The 19,703-nt window shown below is 43.0% G+C and carries 12 protein-coding genes; 1 reads left to right on the top strand and 11 read right to left on the bottom strand.

The window, feature by feature from the left end:
* Positions 1–212: 212 nt before the first annotated feature.
* The 7 genes from CLV59_RS24035 to CLV59_RS24005 form a co-directional block, all read right to left on the bottom strand.
* A complete protein-coding gene (locus CLV59_RS24035; protein ID WP_111594649.1) occupies positions 213–1,118 on the bottom strand; it encodes a hypothetical protein in 906 nt (301 codons plus the stop codon).
* Between the two features lie 22 nt (positions 1,119–1,140).
* Positions 1,141–2,865, bottom strand: a complete 1,725-nt coding sequence (locus CLV59_RS24030; protein WP_111594648.1) for a SusD/RagB family nutrient-binding outer membrane lipoprotein — start codon at positions 2,863–2,865, stop codon at positions 1,141–1,143.
* A gap of 22 nt (positions 2,866–2,887) precedes the next feature.
* Positions 2,888–6,052, bottom strand: coding sequence for a SusC/RagA family TonB-linked outer membrane protein (locus CLV59_RS24025; RefSeq protein ID WP_111594647.1), 3,165 nt, complete (start codon positions 6,050–6,052; stop codon positions 2,888–2,890).
* A gap of 373 nt (positions 6,053–6,425) precedes the next feature.
* Complete coding sequence (locus CLV59_RS24020; RefSeq protein ID WP_146616294.1) at positions 6,426–7,811, bottom strand: RagB/SusD family nutrient uptake outer membrane protein; 1,386 nt, start codon at positions 7,809–7,811, stop codon at positions 6,426–6,428.
* Positions 7,812–7,830: 19 nt separating this feature from the next.
* Complete coding sequence (locus tag CLV59_RS24015; protein ID WP_170137907.1) at positions 7,831–10,857, bottom strand: SusC/RagA family TonB-linked outer membrane protein; 3,027 nt, start codon at positions 10,855–10,857, stop codon at positions 7,831–7,833.
* Between the two features lie 570 nt (positions 10,858–11,427).
* On the bottom strand, positions 11,428–12,129 hold the full coding sequence (locus CLV59_RS24010) for a hypothetical protein (RefSeq protein ID WP_111594644.1): 702 nt from the start codon (positions 12,127–12,129) through the stop codon (positions 11,428–11,430).
* 244 nt (positions 12,130–12,373) lie between these two features.
* On the bottom strand, positions 12,374–14,782 hold the full coding sequence (locus CLV59_RS24005; RefSeq protein WP_111594643.1) for an efflux RND transporter permease subunit: 2,409 nt from the start codon (positions 14,780–14,782) through the stop codon (positions 12,374–12,376).
* Between the two features lie 93 nt (positions 14,783–14,875).
* Between CLV59_RS24005 and recO the strand changes: the two genes are divergently transcribed.
* Complete coding sequence (gene recO, locus CLV59_RS24000) at positions 14,876–15,613, top strand: DNA repair protein RecO (protein WP_111594642.1); 738 nt, start codon at positions 14,876–14,878, stop codon at positions 15,611–15,613.
* On the opposite strand, the gene CLV59_RS23995 is transcribed toward recO, so the two are convergent.
* From CLV59_RS23995 to rsfS, 4 genes are all read right to left on the bottom strand, one after another.
* Positions 15,578–16,405 carry a UDP-2,3-diacylglucosamine diphosphatase gene (locus tag CLV59_RS23995; RefSeq protein ID WP_111594641.1) on the bottom strand — a complete coding sequence of 276 codons (828 nt, stop codon included), beginning with the start codon at positions 16,403–16,405 and terminating at the stop codon, positions 15,578–15,580. The two genes, recO and CLV59_RS23995, sit on opposite strands and share 36 nt — an antisense overlap.
* Position 16,406: 1 nt before the next feature.
* Positions 16,407–17,042, bottom strand: coding sequence for a LutC/YkgG family protein (locus tag CLV59_RS23990; protein ID WP_111594640.1), 636 nt, complete (start codon positions 17,040–17,042; stop codon positions 16,407–16,409).
* An 8-nt stretch (positions 17,043–17,050) separates the two neighbouring features.
* On the bottom strand, positions 17,051–19,078 hold the full coding sequence (gene ftsH, locus CLV59_RS23985; RefSeq protein WP_111594639.1) for an ATP-dependent zinc metalloprotease FtsH: 2,028 nt from the start codon (positions 19,076–19,078) through the stop codon (positions 17,051–17,053).
* Between the two features lie 73 nt (positions 19,079–19,151).
* On the bottom strand, positions 19,152–19,556 hold the full coding sequence (gene rsfS / locus CLV59_RS23980) for a ribosome silencing factor (protein ID WP_111594638.1): 405 nt from the start codon (positions 19,554–19,556) through the stop codon (positions 19,152–19,154).
* Positions 19,557–19,703 lie beyond the last annotated feature (147 nt).

Below are 19,703 nucleotides of genomic sequence, written 5' to 3'. Positions count from 1 at the left end.
CTGTAATGAACATCCGATTCCATAACATTATCGTGTTATTATTTAACATTTTTTAACTTAAAGAATCGTTAATATGGGAAAATTATTGAAGAACAATTCTTTAATAGAGATTAAAATAATAGCGCTGTTATATTTTTTTTCATAACGCTTCATACATAAAAAAGGCGGCCTCTATACAGAGACCGCCTTTTCAACGAAAAATTCTTTATTATTTAGTGCACACTAATTCTCGTGGAGGCCACGCCAAAATTACCTTCTGTTACTTTGTTAGTGAGAGAAAGTATAATGGAGGTATCACATGTACTCATATTACCACTACCGCCAACTGTAGGATTATGATAAGGCGTACCTGGTAACGTAGTAGAGTATTGCACCGTTGGCACTGTTACCTGCTGGGTTTTAACATTCACATTTGCCACTACTTTGGCATTCGGAATCTGCACCCAGTCTAACAGTGTCAATGTCGCCGTATCCGCGCCTGTACCGATCTGTGCTCTGACTGTATAATCTCCCCAAAAATCCGGATCCTGTACATTCAATGTGCTATAGCCTGTTTCAGGCGCATACAAATGCATATTCAACGGACAAACTATCGGGAAATTCAAAGTCAATGCAATATTCGGGAATGCATGCGGATCGGTTCCGTAAGGAGGCAGATTAATTACAGAAGTACCGGAAGTCGCGGTAGTAAAGGCCTGAATCACCTTTCCATTCTTCAATGTAATGTCTGGCGCTACTGTAAAGGAGGTACCTGTAGGAGGATTGTTCACATTCAGACCAAACAATTGCGCCAGCTGTGGCCCCGTAACAGTAACAGTGGCAGGGAAACTGGTAATATTTGCCTGAAGGGTTTGAACGTTATTATAATTCCCATTGTAGATAACTCTCAAATCCATCTTCTGCGGCTGCTCTCCATTAGGAAAATATAATGCTATCCCTATATTAGTTTTAAATGCGCTCATTTGCTGAATGATAACATCCCCTCCACCGGTAATACTAAGTTGTGGCAGCACAGACTTAACAATACCGTCCGGTAATTTTGGATTATCATTCTTGCGACATGCAAAAAATAGACATACCGCAAGTAGCATTATCATCAGACTGTTTAATTTCTTCATACTTGCAAAGTTTTAATGCTGTTTATGGTTTCCAAAATACTGGGTACGCTGCTGGGTTTTTCTGTGCCGGCGCATTCTTATTTACGTTCAGCTCATTAATAGGCCATGGAAGCGATAATGGATATCCTCTACTCAGGGCAACTTTCACAGCTGGCTGCGCACCCGGACGTGTTGGATCACCATTAATCGGCGGCTGTACAAATCCGCCTGGCGCCATTGCAGGATTATTCGGATCAAACATTACAGGATAACCGGTACGACGATAATCTGTATATAGATCACAACTGAAACCAAAACTAGATATCCACTTTTGCGTCAATACCATTTCCAGTTTGCCCGTAGTAGAACGTGCGTCATATTGTGCCATCACAGCATTGACATAATTAGTCATAGTAGTGGACCCTACCAGGATAGGAATAGACTGTCCCTTATTGGCTCCGGATGCGACTAAATCTACCTGATGGAAAGATTCCTGAATCGCCGCCAGTAATGTTGCTCTTGGGTCGCCAGGAATATTGCCGGTAAGCATCAACTCCGCCTGGATATACAATACGTCTGCATACGTCAGCAATCGCAGTGGCGCGGCGCCTGATGCGCTGTTATTGTTAACTGGCGTTGCACTACCATCATCATATTTACCCCCCACAGGATAAATACCAAATACGGTCATACTGTTATCCTGGGATTTATCCCTGTTAGGACCCTGCGAACCAAAATAGATGGAAATGAATGCGCCATCTCTATACTCCGTCGTATTCTGCGCTGCATCCGTAGCGTCATTCTGATTGTAGAAGTAATATGGAATCCTGGGGTCCTGTACACCTGTAAGTATATTCGGATTATACCCTTTCAAAATAGAATAGAACCATGGACTCATATAATGCGACTTCTGCGTAGCATAGTAATCATTATATCCAGGGTTTCTATCATCTGGCGATTGCAGACTGGTATAATTTACTTTTATACTTTCTGTCCAGGAACCAATCAGGTTACTCGCAGCAGAAGTCAGTGAAGTCGTAGCCGCGGAAACATTCTGCACCAACCGTACCTGGTTCAGCATCTTCAGTTTGATACTGTTGCCAGCTTTCCTCCATTTCACGGTATCTCCTCCGAAAAGCACATCATCTGCACCTGGAACAGTACTGTTACCACCCGAAGCAGAAAGCAAAGCAATTCCCTGATCCAGCATTGTAAATAACTGTGGATAGATAGTAGCGCCTTTATCAAATATCGGATACCCAATACCACTCAATGCATATTGATTGGCCTGTGAGTATGGAACATCTGCAAAAGCATCCACCATCATACTCATACCATATGCTTTCAGAATTCTTCCTATACCGGAATACCTGTGGTTTCCGGTGGAATCGGCCTGTCTGATCAGTACATTCAGGTTCTCCATACAACCCAGCAAATCATTGTTTTGCTTTTGCGCCGTATAGAACTGATTCCAGGCGCCGTTGATGTTGAAATCATCACCCATTGCGCCATACTGATCCTGGTCTTCACGAACAGTTACCTGATGTACATATACTGCCAGTACTTCAGTCAATCCAACAGCTCCACGGGAACTACTGTTACTAAAGCCCAACATATAAGTCAGACCTTCTTCCGATGCAGTTAACAACAGCGGGAGCGTGGCCTTTTGTGGGTTATTTGGGTCTGTATTTATCTTAAGGAAGTCCTTGGTACAGCCAGCTGCAACAGCAAGAAACACTCCAATGATAATATATCTTAGTCTTTTCATCGATTGATTGTTTTTATGAATACTAGAAGGTCACTTTCAAGTTCACACCAAAACGGCGGGTTGTAGGTGCGCCAGATAATTCAATACCTTGTGTAGTACTGGAACCAAAGCTGCCGACTTCAGGATTGAAGTGTGAATATTTCGGCATGCCCGGTGCGAAGAACCACAGGTTACGACCAGTCAATGTAATTGTCAGACCACCAATTGGAGTTTTGCTGAACATGGATTTAGGGAAATTATATCCCAGGGTACACTCACGGAAAGTATATACGGTTGCATCGTATACATTCCATTCTGTTGCTGAGTTAATACCAAATGTTTCACCAAAAAACATTTCAAACAGACTGATTCCTGTTTGGTTGGGAATACGGTTTCCATGCGAATCCAACAGGGGAGTACCTGGGTTGTTTACGTCTCCATAATAACCAGGGATGATGTATACATTTTCACGATCTTTTGTATCCAATGTTACACCACGACCTAACAGGGAACTCACTGTTACAGAATATATATCTCCACCTCTGGTGAGGTCAAACAATGCATTCAGGAAAAATCCTTTATAATTCAATGTTGTACTCAGACCTGTTTTAAAATCAGGATTAGGATTGCCAATCATCGCCTGAGAATTTCCTCTAATCAGGAATCCATTTGTTGGATTAATCAACAATGAACCATCTGTATCACGCGCATCTACTGTACCTCTCAGATAACCATAAGGTTTACCAGGTTCCAGATAAGGACTGATAGTATTCAGTACTCCATTCAAAGGAAGCCTATCTACACCCGCTTTCAAGGATATTACTTCACTCACGTTTCTGGTAAATATCCAGTGGAAACTCCAGGTAAAGTCTTTTGTCTGCAGTGGTACAAAGTTCAGATCTACCTCAATCCCCTTGTTACTCAGCTTACCATAGTTATCAAACACTTGTTGGTAACCGGAAGATGGCGCCAGCGTAAGCGGAGCAATCTGGTTGGTGGATGTACGCTTGTAGTAGGCGAAGTCCAGGGCAATTCTTCTGTTAAAGAACTCCAGATTGGTACCCACTTCCCAGTCCTGCGTAAACTCAGGTTTCAGATTTGGATTACCTGCAGTAGGATTTTGTGATAAAGAAGATTGTGTCAGGAAGTTCGGATTAACAGAGAACACATTCATCAGTGAATATGGATCGGCATCACGACCTACTTTTGCCCAGCTGGCACGGAGTTTACCGAATGTTAACACCTTGCTGTCCAACTTGAGTGCATCTGTGAAGATCCAGGATGCGGCCACACTTGGGTAGAAATAACTGTGATTATTCTGAGGCAGGGTAGATGACCAGTCATTACGACCTGTTACAGTCAGGAACAACCATTTTTTGTAATCCAGATCCACTTCCCCGAATAAGCCCCAGAGCCTGCGCTGAATTTTCACATCCTGCAATGGCAACACCACTTTTGTATTGCTCAGAGAATATATTCCCGGGGCAATAATTTGTTGTCCCTGCATGATGACTGAATTCGTCGTACGTTGGTTCACGTTATGACCCACCAGTACTTTCAGGCCGAAATCATTATTCTTCAGTTTAGGTGTAAAAGTACCAATCAGGTTAGACTCAATTTCTGCGAAGCGATAATCCTGATTTGTAATCTGGCCTACGCCCTGTGCTCCACGGGAACCCAGATCCACAATTTCCTTACGACCAAAATTATTGATGTTTGTACCGAGTGCATAACTGGCATTAAACCATGGCAGGATATCATAGTTGAATTTGAGACCTGCGGTATATCTGTCTGTTTTGGTAGTAGCAGTATTATGAACGAAGTCCCACAACGGGTTGTCGTATTGAGAGCTGTTGGTAGAAACAGGGTTACCATTGGCATCCTGAAAAGGTAATCCTGCGATATTCCAGTTTCTTCCCAGGAAGAGGTTACGGGCAAAGGAAGACGCGGCTCCATCTACCTGGTTTTCCCCGAAGAGAGAACCGACCTGGTTGGTGGTACTGTAACTGAAATTGGCATTTACCGTTAGACCGTTAGCCAGCCTGGTAATACCCCCAACAGACATACTACCACGATTGAATGAAGAGTGAGGTACATAACCATCCTGGCTGAGGTAACTGGCAGTAGCACTCACGGCAGACTTCTCCGTACCACCGTTTACACTCACAGAGTTTTCTGAGATAAAACCAGTTCTAAAGAGATCTTTCACGTTATTGGGAACTGCCTGGTAAGCTATATTACCTGAAGAAGGGAACAGATTCGGGAATGCCTTCAGATAATCCGGCCAAACCGGGATAGAATCAAGTGTTCCAAATTTAGGTCCCCATGAACCATTGGCATTGGAATACGTAAAGCTGGAACCAGGGCCATAAGTATTCTGATACTTAGGATAACTGGCGATTGTTTCCAATGAAATGGAAGAAGAGTAGGTAACTTCTGTCTTTCGTTTAGACATAGAAGCGGAACCTGATTTGGTAGTAATGATCACAGCTCCATTGGACGCTCTTGAACCATACAATGCAGCTGCTGCGGCGCCTTTCAGTACCGTCATTGAAGCAATGTCATTAGGATCAAGGGAAGATAATCCGTTGGAATAGGCGCCACCACCGTTTGTTTGGTTAGAAGTGGCCACCATGTCGTTGTTGTATGGTACCCCATCTACAACAATCAGTGGTTCGTTATTTCCAAAGAAGGAAGTGTTACCACGGATGTTAATACGAGTAGCGGCACCGGGAGTACCTTGGGAAGTACTGATGTCAACACCTGCAACTTTACCTTGCAGGCCTTTTAACATATCCGGTTCTGATTTCTGCGTGATCTGATCTGGCTTCACTGTGGCCACTGAGTAACCCAGTGAAGCTTCGTTTCTTTTCAGACCTACGGCGGTTACAACAACTTCTCCGAGTTGTTTTTTGTCGGCCTCCAATGCAACATCAACAATGTCATTCGCGGATACGGCCACTTCTTTAGTGAGATATCCAACGAAGGAAAAAACTAACGTGCCTCCCGATCCTACGCCAGTTAATTTGTAAGTACCATCAGAAGAAGTGAAAACGCCCTTTGTGGTGCCCTTAATAACAACAGTAACACCGGGAATTGCAGAGCCGTCTTTTGCGTCACTAACTTTTCCGCTGATCGTTCGTGTCTGGGCAGCAGCATGCAGCACACAGCCGAATAGGAACAGCCAAAGTAGTAGCTCTTTTTTCATAAGCGACTTGGTTTTGATTGACAATAAAAGAAGTTAACGTAACGGGGCTATTCACCCTATAAGCAGTAACCTAAACTGTATAACAGTGACTAGTTGCCATACAGGTGCAATTAACTTTACATATGATTTTACCTAAAGATTTGTTAAATAACAGGGTAATAACAGCGATGTTCTAGATTTTGTTTCCTTAATCAAATATATCACTATAATTTTTTTATTAAATACGAATATTTAGGTAGGCATCTTAACTAAAACAGGTGAAATATTCATAAGGTTCTGTAAAAGAGGAGGAAATATATGCAATATATGGCCTAAAAAAAAAGCGCCCCACCAAATGGCGGAGCGCTTTTTTTTATGTGTTATAACACTTTAATTATTGACCATAACCGGTATTCTGTGTAATACCTGGGTTTACGTTCTTCTCTGCCTGTGGAATAGGGTAGATCAGATTGTATGCATCTGGAGCAATAGTACATGGCGCTGTAATTTCTAAAGAGCTACCACACATGTTACGAGTTACACCTTTACCATTTCTCAGCAAATCGAAATAGCGGTGACCTTCGAACATGAATTCGCGGCGACTTTCAGCCAGAACAGAATCCAACATTGCAGCAGGAGCAACAGTTACCAGCGGTTGTAAACCTCTGTTTGTTCTGATTTCATTCAGATCATTCAGGGCAGTAGCAGGATCAGTAGTGCTCACAGCTTCTGCGTGGATCAGGTACATTTCAGCAAGACGAACCAGTTTAGGACTGGTTGCACCAGCTACGCCACCTTGACCAGTGTACTTTTGGTTCACCGTTTCAGTAGCCATTTTACCGAGGTATACCAGACGGCTGTCAGCAGCATCGAAGGTGCTGTACAGATCTGGAGATACGCGTACATCGCCATAACCTGGTTTCAGATACATCTGACCGATGTTATCAGAACCGGCAGACTCATTATCCACAAAACGCAGGGTGAAGATCTCTTCATCGCTACCTGGTACGTTGTAGAAGTTTGCAGAAGATGGTAACAGAGAGTAATCGCCGCCACCAATTAATTTAGCAGATTCAATTGCTGCATTTGCGTTATCGCCTTTCTGCAGGTACACTCTTGCCAGTAATGCAGTAGCAGTATTGGCATTTACGTGATACTTATCAGAAGGATCTGCATTTTTCAGAAGATCGCGACCAGTAGTCAGATCAAGAATAACCTGATCATAAACTTCTTTCACGGTATTACGCTGAGGATAAGTATCCTCAAATTTCAATTTGATAGGAACGCCTAACTGGCTGCCATTACCTTGTGCATATGGTCTTGCATATACTTTTACCAGATCAAAATGCATCATAGCACGCAGTACGAGCGCCTGGCCTTTCACCAAATCCTTCGCTGCCTGGTCTCCTTTTACAGCATCAACTGCTGTAATTACTCTGTCAGCACGAAGAATACCCTGGTATACTGCTTTCCACAAAGACTCCACATCAGCATCCTGCGTGGTATAATCGTGACGGAAGCTACTCAGAAAACGGTTACTGTTGGAACGAGCAATATAAACGTTATCACCGTTTACTTCTGTCATTACCCAATAGTTACGACCGTAGTAAGAAGTACTCTGCAGACCATCATATACGCCGTTAAGTGCAACGCTTACCTGGTCAAATGTTCCCAAAGCCTCACCGTCTACCAGAGAGTCATATGGCTTTACTTCCAGCTTGCCAGCGCAGGATTGAAGAAATAAACCTGCTGCCATCAAACCAATGATATATCTTTTCATAATAATTGCAACTTTAAGTTTATAAGGTAATATCAACACCGAAGCTTACACTCTTACTAACAGGATATTTGAAGAATTCATAACCAGTAAAGTCAAGTTCTGGATCAACACCAGTGTAGCCAGTGATTGTCAGCAGGTTCTGTCCTTGAGCATACACACGGATGTTCTGGATTTTAGCCGCTTTCAACCATTCTTTAGGCAGGTTATAACCCAGTGTCAGGTTACGCAGACGGATGTAAGAACCATCTTCCAGGAAACGGGTAGATAACGCAACAGAGTTTTTGTTACCACCAGCAATTGGTTTAGGTCTTGCAGCGATATCGCCTGGTTTAGTCCAGTAGTTACCACCAGCCATTACAGCGTAGTTCCAGTTTGGACGAGCACCATCAGCATCACCATATCTTGCAGCACCGTTGATTACCTGGTTGCCTTGAGAACCATAGAAGAATGCAGACAGCGTGAAGTTTTTGTAAGTAAAGGTGTTGTTAAAACCAATAGTATATCTTGGCATAGTAGCGCCAAATGTTCTGTAGTTAGCCAGGTTTACGTTGTTGGTAGTTTTACCATCAGCAGTATACCACAGTGGATCACCATTTGCAGGATCTACACCAGCCCACTCTTTCAGATACCAGGTATAAGCTGGCATACCTACGCGCAGGATAGTTCCGGTATAACCATTACCATCAGCATCGGTTGGGTTGATAATGTCCTGGTTATTATACAGAGAAAGGATTTTGTTTCTGTTCATACCGAAGGTAACATCGGTAGACCATTGGAAGTCGCGACCTACAACGTTTCTGGAAGAGATAGTAGCCTCTATACCTTTGTTAGACATACTTCCGATGTTCTGTGCAACGCTTCCGAAACCGGAGGTTGGAGACAGCGGACGGTTCTGCAACATGTTGAATGTTTTCTTGTAATACAGATCAACAGAAGCAGTCAGACGGCTATGCAGGAATGCCATATCAATACCGAGGTTGCTATTGTTACTTCTTTCCCAAGTCAGGTAAGGGTTACCCATCTGGCTAGGACGGCTTGCAGGCAAACCATTGTAAGCAACATCATATTTGTAGAGCTGCATGGATTGGTAGTTACCGAAATCAGCATTACCAGTAGAACCATAGCTCAGACGAAGTTTCAGATCATTGAAGATGGTCTGAGACTTCATGAAGCTCTCATCAATTACTCTCCAGGAAGCACCAATTGAGTAGAAGGTACCATATTTTCTATCCTGACCAAAACGGCTGGAACCATCATTTCTGATAGAAGCAGTCAGGTAGTATTTGTTATTGAAAGTATAGTTGATCTGACCCAGGTAAGACAGGAATCTGTAATCGTTAGAGGAACCACCTACTGTCTGAGGCTTAGAAGCTGCATCCAGTACACGGATTTTACCGCTACCAAAACCTACGCCTTCAGCATTGAATGCTTCGAAGTGGGTTGGGCTGTACTCCATCATCGCCAGGTAATCAAACTGATGTTTGCTACCCACGTTGAAGTTACCGTGCAGAGATGTTTGGCTGGTGATAGTTCTGCTCATTTGCTGTCCTTCTACCAGGTCGCCACTCATACCAGGATCTGCACCATTGTAACCGTCACCGGTGGTTGGATCAAAGTATGATTTGTTATGACCGTAGATGAAGTCTGCAGCCACAGTTTGAGAGAATTTCAACCAGTCAGTGAATTTGTAGTTCAGGTAAAGTTTACCGAGACCACGGAAGTTCTGGTTAATATTCTTATTCACAGCAGCGGAATACAGGAAGTTATCTCCGGTGTTGGAATTGTCTTGCCAGTAATCTTCCAGACCAGTATACAGGGTACCATCAGGTTTGTATGCAGGCAGTAATGGATTGTTGGCGAAGTTACCGAACAGCGGGCTGCTATAACGGTTACCAGCACCAGAGTTATCCATATCGATATAAGACAGGTTCATGTTCATTCCGATGTCAATTCTGTCATTCACCTGGTGTTGCAGGTTAGACACAACAGAATAACGTTTGATACCAGAATAAATCATAGCACCATCTTGGCTGAAGTAAGAACCAGAGAGGTAGTATTTAGTTCTATCATTACCACCGCTGGAATTGATTTCATAGTTCTGGGTATGACCGTTTTGGAAAGCGGCTTTATTCCAGTCGAATGAATGTTTCAGGAGAGAATCAGGAACAATTTCCTCGATGTCAGCCTGAGAGTAACCAGCGTTAGCATATAACAGGCGCTGATAGTCAAACGCTTGTTGAGCATTCATCAATTTCCAGTTACCAAAGCTAGGGGAGTTAAAGCCATACTGTGCTTTAAAGTTAACTTTAGAAGTACCAGCTTTACCTTTTTTGGTATTGATTACGATAACGCCATTGCTACCACGAGCACCATACAGTGCAGTAGCAGATGCATCTTTCAGTACGTTAATAGTTTCAATATCATTCGGGTTGATATTCGCCAATACATCGCTGGATTGCGTTTGTACGTCGTAGTTATACTGACCGGTATTCATGATAACACCGTCAATAACATACAGCGGACTAGCGCCAGCGTTCAGAGAGCCGATACCACGGATAGCCACATTCTGTTTAGAACCTGGCTGACCAGAACCTGAAGCACTCACCACACCTGGTGCACGACCTTGCAGCACCTGGTTTACGTCAGTAACAGGAACGTTCTCAATTTGCTTGGAACCAACTTCCGCAATGGAGCTTACCAGTTTCTTACGGTCAACTTGTGTGTAACCCGTAACAACTACTTCACTCAATTGCTTGTCGTCGTTCGCTAATTTTACATTAATAACATCTTTGTTAGCTGGTAATTCCTGTGACAGGTAACCCACGAAAGAGTACACCAACACAGCATTTTCGCTAACAGTGATCTTGTAAGTTCCATCTGCAGTGGATGTAGTTCCTACATTGGAACCTTTTAGATGGATAGTCACACCAGGAATAGGGGAGCCGTCTCGGCCATCTGTAACCTTACCCGTAACAGTGCGGCTCTGTGCGATGACCTGCCCGCCAAAGCATAGCACGGCCAGGAGGAGAAATAACAATTTCCTCATAAGCATTTTGTTAGCTTGTTGTTTGGTTAATAAAAAAGCTTTCTCTCAGCGCCTCTTGGTTGAGAAAAGGAACTGATATGTACAATAAAAGGTTAAACAGAAGGTACTTGCTTAATTCTAAATCTGGAGAAGTTGGTTGAATAGGTTAACCGGTTAACGGTTTATCGTTGTTTCCTCCCCAAAAGTTGACCAGTAACACGAATAAATATACTTCGTTGTAATCTATCTAATTAATTTCAAATCAGAAGTATGTTCCTCTTTCCCTCGTAAGCAATTTCCTATTAGAAATTTTTAATCGAGCTCAAATATATTCATTATTAACAAAAATTTAAAGTTTTTAATTTGCTAATAACATCTAGATAACAAAGTATTAACGTTTCTTTAACATATTATATTATTATAATACTTATTTGCCAATACATAATAATACGTAATAAATATGATATATTAATATATCTGTTGAAAACCAGCTCAGGCAGATTTTTTAGTTTTATTTCAAACCATTAACATATATAAAAAAACCCGGCCGACAGCCATGCCGGTCCGGGTAAATGCCATTAGGTGAAGAAATTAGGATAATGTCAGTGGGTATGTTTTCAGTAATTCGATCAACACCGTAAATAAATCATCACTACGATAATTGAACCTGAATTCACACTCTTTTAAATGTAAATAAGCAGTGTTTCTGTTCAGCCCCTTGAACTTCGCCAAACGATGTTTGGTAAGCCCCCAGAAAGCATCTACTTCATCCATCTGCGGCGTGCCGGACGAATCCGCCGGCTTAGTATTCAACCGATATAAACGATATTGTCCCAGATCCACAACGCCAGTGTAATTGCGCAAACGCTCTGTCGTGTTAATCTTCTCCAAAACCGATCTGCCACGTGTAGCAGCATGAATCATCGATCTCGTTACATCCGGGAGAATCTCAGTATGTAACCGGTCTCCCTTCTTAATAATTCCAAAAATGACCGGCTTTACTGCCTTGTCAACTTCTGATTTAACTGCGACCAGGGTATCCTCTTCCTGGTCAACACGGGATAATAATTCCCGCTCATAAATTACTGTCACAGGTAAAGGAACAGGATGCAACGTCTCACAATAACGAGCAATCTGACTCCTTAACTTTTTTAAGTAACTATTGATAGTTACCCTGCTTACTCCGCTGATATTCGCTATCTGCGTGGCAGTAAGATCATCGGCGAACAGCCGTAAGATCTCCTTAAATTTCCGCTCAGATAAATGAGCGCCCTTTAAGTATTTGTTTTTCATGAACTAGTGGTTAGAATGGCATTCTAAACCTCTCACTTTTTTATGTGGAAATATACAGTTTTGTGATGAACGGTAAATATGACGGATAAACGTTTTTCACTGGATAATTTCAAAGCGTTTTCTTATCCACTTTAGCAGATCTTTTAGCAAAACATGTGGAAAAACATACACAAAAACGAAAAAAGCAGTGATACCCAAAGGATACCACTGCTTCTCGAAAATTATAACGTACTACTCAATTTATCTACTCCGTATCTTTCACGCCCAGTTGATCAATGGCGATATCTTCTTCCTCATCCAAAGGCTTCCACAACTCCTTCTTCTTTGCTTGTTTTAACAACGCTTTCTCCATCCACAATAACAATGCCGGCAGTATAGTCAGATTTGTAACCATCGCTACTATCAAAGTCAACGAAGTTAACCATCCTAACGCTTTCGTTCCTCCAAACTCAGAAAAACTAAATATCATAAACCCTGCAAACAATATCAGCGACGTGTATATAATACTCAAGCCCGTTTCATGAATAGTTTGCTTCACCGTCTCCGAGATATTCAAATCATGATGCGGCAACTCCTGCTTGAAATTCACCAGGAATCGAATCGTAACGTCAATGGCTATACCCAAAGCCACACTAAATACCAACACAGTAGAAGGCTTCAACGGAACCCCCAACCATCCCATCACACCTGCCGTTACCACCAATGGAATAATATTCGGGATCAACGATATTATTAACATCCTCCAGGAACGGAATAAATACAACATACACACCATGATCAACACAAAAGCCAGTAATATACTCTCCGTTAAACCACTGATGATAAAACGGGTCCCTTCCTGGAATATCACACTGGTCCCTGTAAACGTTACGGTATACTTACTGCTGTCAAAAATCCGGTTCACCTGCGGACGCAATGAATCCAGAAGTAATGGCAGTCTCTTTGAACCTACATCCGCCATATTCACACTCACCCTCGCTACCTGCTTGCTACTATCCATAAAGGAATTCACCAACCTGGAGAAAGTAGTATTCGCAGTAGATCCCGCCGGCGCTTTCATACGCAGATACGGCGCTAAGAAACCCAAATCAAACTGATTCGGCACCGCATAGTTACTGCTGTCGCCATTATAATAAGCCTGCTTCGCAAACTTGATTCCCTCCACCACCGACAATGGACGAGCAAAATCAGGCTGCGCCGCTATCAGTTGCGTTAACTCATCCAGCTTACTTAAGGTCTGTAAATTGATGACGCCATTCTTTTTCTTCGTATCTACCGCAATTTCCAAAGGCATCACCCCCTTGAAATTTTTCTCGAAAAATTTCAAATCCGTATACAACTTATCTGTATGCGGAATATCATCCAACATATACCCTACTGATTGCAATCTCGTCATCCCGACAATAGATAACCCCACCAGTACAATACTCACTACGTAAACGGCTCTACGATATTTGAACACCAACGTGGTCAGTAAGGTCAGTACTTTATTAAACAACCCGCTCTCCCGATAAGAAATATGCTTCGTCTTAGGCGCAGGCAAATAACTTAATACTGCCGGCAGGAAGATAAAGGAAATCAGGAAAATCAACATGATGTTCAACCCCGCTACTGCACCAAATTCTTTCAGAATAGCGCTGTTGGTAAAACAGAATACGCCAAAACCAATAGCCGCAGTGATGTTCGTAAACAAGGTGACAATACCCATCCGCTGAATCATACGCACCAAAGCCCGGGTCTTATTCCGGTGCTTCGCATATTCGGTATGATACTTACTTATGAAATAAACACAGTTAGGAATCCCTATTACCACCACCAATGAAGGAATCAACCCTGTCAGTAAGGTAATCTTATACCCCATCAATACGATAGTAGCCACCGACCAGATTACCCCAATCGCTACTACTACCATCGACATCAATACCGCTCCAAACGAACGGAAGAAGAGAAACAGGATTAACCCCGTCAATAAAAACGATATCTTCAGAAACAGTTTCAGCTCATCTGCCACCTTAACGGCCATGACTGTACGAATCAACGGCAGTCCGCTCAATCGTACTTCTGTATGCTGCTTCGCTTCAAATGCTTTGGTAATTTTATAGATGGAATCTACTACAGCCGTACGTTTCGGAGAGTTGAACACATCCTTGTTCACATAAATGGCCATCAGATATGCATGCTCCTGCGGATTATACAACAAGCCCTTGTAAAAAGGTAATGTATGAAACACAGCGGCCAGGCTGTCTATCTCTACCTGATTATTTAAATCTCCTTTGAATAACAGATTCGCTTCCAGCTTTTTAGTGCTGTCATTCTTCACCAGGTTAATCGCCAATGGTACACTCAGGATATTTTCAACGGAATGAATTCCTTTTATATCCTTGTTGAGCTGTATGTAATCATGGAAAAAATCTTTCTGAAAAAAATGATCCGTTTGCACCCCCAACACCATCATGTTACCATCTTCTCCGAACTTCTTCTTAAACTGCTGAAATTCAAGATATTTGGGATTGTCATGGGGAATAGTGGCTACATAATCATAGGACATCTGCACTTTGGTTGCAAACCAGGCCATAATACCTGTGGTTACCAGGAGTAACAGTAGTAGCGTTAGTCGAAATTTAAGCACAAAGCTGGCTAAACGTTGCCACATGTGGATTTTTCAATTTGGTAAGGGCGTAAAGGTAATTAAAATCATGGATGTCTGTTAACCGCCGTCTTTTAGCTAAATTGCAGACAGATTCACATGTTACACAAAACCAGAGGCATTGTACTAAGGACCGTTAAATACGGTGAAGCCAGCGTGATAGTAAGCATCTTTACTGAACTGTTTGGAATGCAATCTTATATCGTTAATGGCGTAAGATCCAGCAAACCCAAAGCTGCCAGAGGCAACCTCCTGCAACCAGGTAATATCCTGGATCTTGTGGTGTATCACCAGGAAATCAAAAACCTTCAACGCATTGCCGAGTTCAAACTGGCCTACATTTTTAACTCCCTGCATTTCAATATCGTAAAAAACACGGTGGCGTTATACATGATTGAATTACTTCAAAAATGTCTGAAACAGCCGGAACAACACCTGGAATTATATTATTTCGCAGAAAACGCTTTCCAGGTATTGGATAAGGCAGAAATGCCAGTGGCAGCCAACATGCCACTCTTTTTCACTTTAAAAGTAGGAGAGTACCTGGGTTTTAAACTCAATGGCCGTTTTTCTGAATACACGCCATACCTGGACCTTCAGGAAGGTCATTATACGGATCTGCCACCGCATCATATCCATCACCTGGACCCTGCCGCTTCTGAACTGACAGACGCACTGTCCCAGTGTACCGCAGCGGATCAGCTGGGCAGCATTAGTATGAATAAGGAAAGAAGAAGGAAATTAATGTATGCTTACCTTGAGTATTTCCGGTTGCATTTGCCGGATTTTGTGGAGATGCAATCACCTCCGATCCTCCACGACATCCTTGACGCCTGATTTGGCAGTTTTAGCGGCTTTTGCCCCTTCTTCCGTATAGAACTTCAAGGTGGTATCAGCGCCATCAAATACCGCATAGGAGAAATAATTCAGCCAGTCGCCCAGGTTAATATACCTGCTGTTCGCCCCCACCTGGATATCCAATGGAAGATGTCTATGTCCGAAGATGAAATAATTGAAATGTTCTTTTTGCAATACTTCCCGGCTGTAAATGGCAAGCCATTCATTTTCTTCTCCCAGGAAGTGTTCCAGATTTTGTCCGGTGGCAGACCTGCTTTTACGGCTGAAGTAATTCGCCATAGATATGCCAATAGCAGGATGTAAAGCGGAGAACAGCCATCTGCATACCGGGTTTCTGAAAATCTTTTTGAGGAATTTGTAGCCATGATCACCAGGACCGAGTCCATCGCCATGACCTATATAGAAGCGTTTTCCTCCGATGGTATACGTTTGTGGCTCATAGTAAACCGGGATATCCAGTTCATCTTCAAAATAGCCATTCATCCACATATCATGATTGCCAATAAATACGGAGATGCCTATACCTTTATCGCGGAGGGCGGCCAGTTTCCCGAAGATACGGGTATAGCCTTTGGGGATGACATGTTTATATTCAAACCAGAAATCAAAGAGGTCGCCAACCAGGAAGATATGTTGCGCGTCTTTTTCTGCTTCTTCCAACCATTTGATGATGAGTCTTTCGCGCTCACGACTGGCGGCAGCGTTTGGCGCTCCGAGGTGAAAATCTGAAGCGAAATATATTTTCCTGCCTGCTGGCAAATTGATATCCATGCTATTCGTCTACTAGAAAAACGTATACTTCTTTTGGTCCGTGAATACCCACGACAAGGGTTTTCTCAATATCTGCTGTTCTGCTGGGTCCTGTAGCGAAAGAAATAGCAGAAGGCAAATCGTTACCGTACTTATCTTTCAGCTTATGAAGAGCATCTTTCAGGTCAAAAATCAGTTGATGCGTATAGGCGATCACGATATGAACAGGCGTATATACAGGTAATGCCCTGCCACTTGGCTGGGCAGCGCTCAGTACAATGGTGCCGGTACGTGCTACGAGGTATTCGCAGTCTGTAATTGCTGCATCCGCCTCGTGCATAGTTCCCTGATTCAGAGAAGGAAGCTCATCCTTGTGAAGTTGCTTCAGCAATGAAGGGGTCTGACAAAATACATTGTGCCATTCCTTATTATCACATAAAGCGCGGAGATTTTCCAGGAGCTCTGTTTTTCCTGAACAGAAAACAAACTTCCCCTGCAGTCGGGAGAATTCTTCCGCAAACCGAATCTCCATTCCTTCACTCTCTGTCTTAAAGACAGCAGTGTTGCCCTCCGAGTTAGGGAAGGGCAACTGTACTGGCTGACTTAAAGCATTTCGTACTCGCTTTAGAATATTTTCCTTGGCAGGAGAAATCTTCATATGTTGAATTACGCGTTTACTGGTGTTGGTGATGGATTGATGATATCTGAAGGATGAACGCCATCAGTAGTAAAACCATCTTTTGCAGGAAGGTGTTCCTTGTTGATTTCAAATGGACGTTTACCGATCAGTCTTTCCAGGTCTGCCTGGTAAAGTACTTCGCTCTTCAGTAGTTCGCTAGCCAGAATTTTCACCTGTTCCAGTTTCTCTGTCAGCAGGGTTTTGGTTCTAACATATGCGCTTTCGATGAGTTTTCTTACTTCTTCATCAATCAATTTAGCGGTTTCCTCAGAGTAAGGCTTGGTGAATGACTGGTCGTTGTTTGGATCGTAGAAAGACACGTTACCCACCTTATCATTCATACCATACACAGTTACCATGGCGTATGCCATACGGGTGATTACCTGAAGGTCGTTCTGTGCGCCTGTGGAAATTTTACCGAATACGATTTCTTCTACAGCACGGCCACCGAGGGTCATGCAGATATCGTCCATCAATTGTTCAGTATTGTAGAGATATTGTTCTTTCGGAAGATACTGTGCATATCCAAGTGCAGCCACACCGCGAGGGACGATGGTTACTTTCACCAATGGATTAGCATGCTCCAGATACCAGCCGCAGATAGCATGACCTGCTTCGTGATATGCGATCACTTCTTTCTCTTCCGGAGAGATGATTTTATTTTTCTTTTCCAGACCACCGATTACACGGTCAACGGCATCGTTGAAGTCGTCCATTTCTACTTCTGTTTTGCCTTTACGTGCAGCGATGAGGGCTGCTTCGTTACATACGTTGGCGATATCGGCGCCGGCAAAGCCAGGAGTCATAGAAGCCAGCTTCTTGATATCCAGGTTTGGAGAAGTTTTGATAGGTTTGAGATGTACATGGAAGATTTGTTCTCTTCCGGCCAGGTCTGGCTTATCGATAGAGATCTGACGGTCAAAACGTCCTGGGCGCAGCAGGGCTGTATCCAGTACATCCGGACGGTTCGTAGCTGCAAGGATAATGATACCGCTGTCGGTGCCGAAACCATCCATTTCCACCAGTAACTGGTTCAGGGTGTTTTCGCGCTCGTCATTGCTCATCATTACGTTTTTACCTCTGGCACGACCAATAGCATCAATCTCATCGATGAAGATGATACAAGGCGCTTTTTCACGCGCTTGTTTGAACAGGTCACGAACACGGCTGGCGCCCACCCCTACGAACAGTTCCACGAAATCAGAACCTGACATAGAGAAGAAAGGAACCTGTGCTTCACCCGCCATTGCTTTCGCCAGGAGGGTTTTACCTGTACCCGGAGGGCCTACCAGGAGTGCGCCTTTCGGTATTTTACCACCCAATGCGGTGTATTTCTTTGGATTTTTAAGGAAATCAACGATTTCCATTACTTCCACTTTCGCTTCATCCAGACCGGCAACATCATTGAAGGTGATATTTACGCGGGTACCTTTATCGAAAAGGGTAGCTTTGGATTTACCGATGTTGAATATGCCGCCCGGACCGCCGCTTCCGCCGGCAGGACCGCCTACTTTACGCATCAGTAATACCCACAGCCCAATAATGAGGATCAACGGCACCAGCAACTGGAATACAGGCTCAAACCAACTGGTTCGGTCCTCGTACTTAATTTTTACCTGGTTTTCCGGCGCTATACCCTCCTGGGCTTTATCCATATCTTTTTTGAAGCTTTCTTCACTACCGATGGTAAAACGGTAATGTGGTCCTGGGTTTTCAGAACCAAATTTGCTTTTACTTACATCTTTGAATTGAGCTTCTTTGAGTTTGTCTTTCTTTATGTAGACTTCTACATATTTCTTATTTACTACCACCAGCTGGTCTACATCTCCAGGTTTCAGGTATTTCACCTGGAATTCCTGGAAGCTGATTTCAGTGGGGTGGGAACCGAAATCCATTAAGTTCATGGCAAGCAGAGCTATACCAATAAAGGCATATACCCAGTATATCGTGAACTTAGGTCCTTTTTTAGGCGATTTTTCTGAACCCCTGTTGAAGTTATTGCCTCCTTTTTCCATAATCTTTCGCTCCTTTACGGATGTTTATTGCTATCAGAATTTATTAATTATAATACGAAACGGGCTGTTTTGTTTAATTGTCGTTGTGCTCCATTCTGTCCGCATCGCTCCACATTTCTTCAAGATTATAGAATTTCCTTGTTTCCGGTTGGAAAACGTGTACAACTACATTCACATAATCTACAAGTATCCACTGCTGAGCGGTGAAACCTTCATGTTTATAAGGATCCTCACCCAGCTGCTTTTGGACCTCGTCAGCCACAAAATCAGCTATTGCCCGTACCTGTGTATTGGAATTTGCTTCACATAATATAAAGAAATCGGCCACTGCTTCAGGAATCTGGCGCAGGTCCAGGGATACGATATTTTCCCCCTTCTTTTCCTGGATGGCCTTAATGATGGTGGTAAAAATTTCACTTTCTCTGGTTAAGCGCGTCTGCGCTTTTTTCCTCGTGCTCAGAACGGTTAAGGGTGCCAATAAATCTCGTTTTTGTTAAAAATAATCTTTAATTGTCAAAGTTACTAAACAAGCATTAATATAAGCTTGAGAATATAACCCCGGGGTCTCCTATTATGTTAAGAAAACAATAAAAATGAACTACTTTTCCGGCCTAAAACAGACTAA

Origin of the sequence: Chitinophaga dinghuensis (assembly GCF_003259435.1) — a bacterium.
GTDB lineage: Bacteria > Bacteroidota > Bacteroidia > Chitinophagales > Chitinophagaceae > Chitinophaga > Chitinophaga dinghuensis.
The sequence above is the reverse complement of the archived record's forward strand: the minus strand, read 5'-3'. Positions and strand labels throughout refer to the sequence as shown.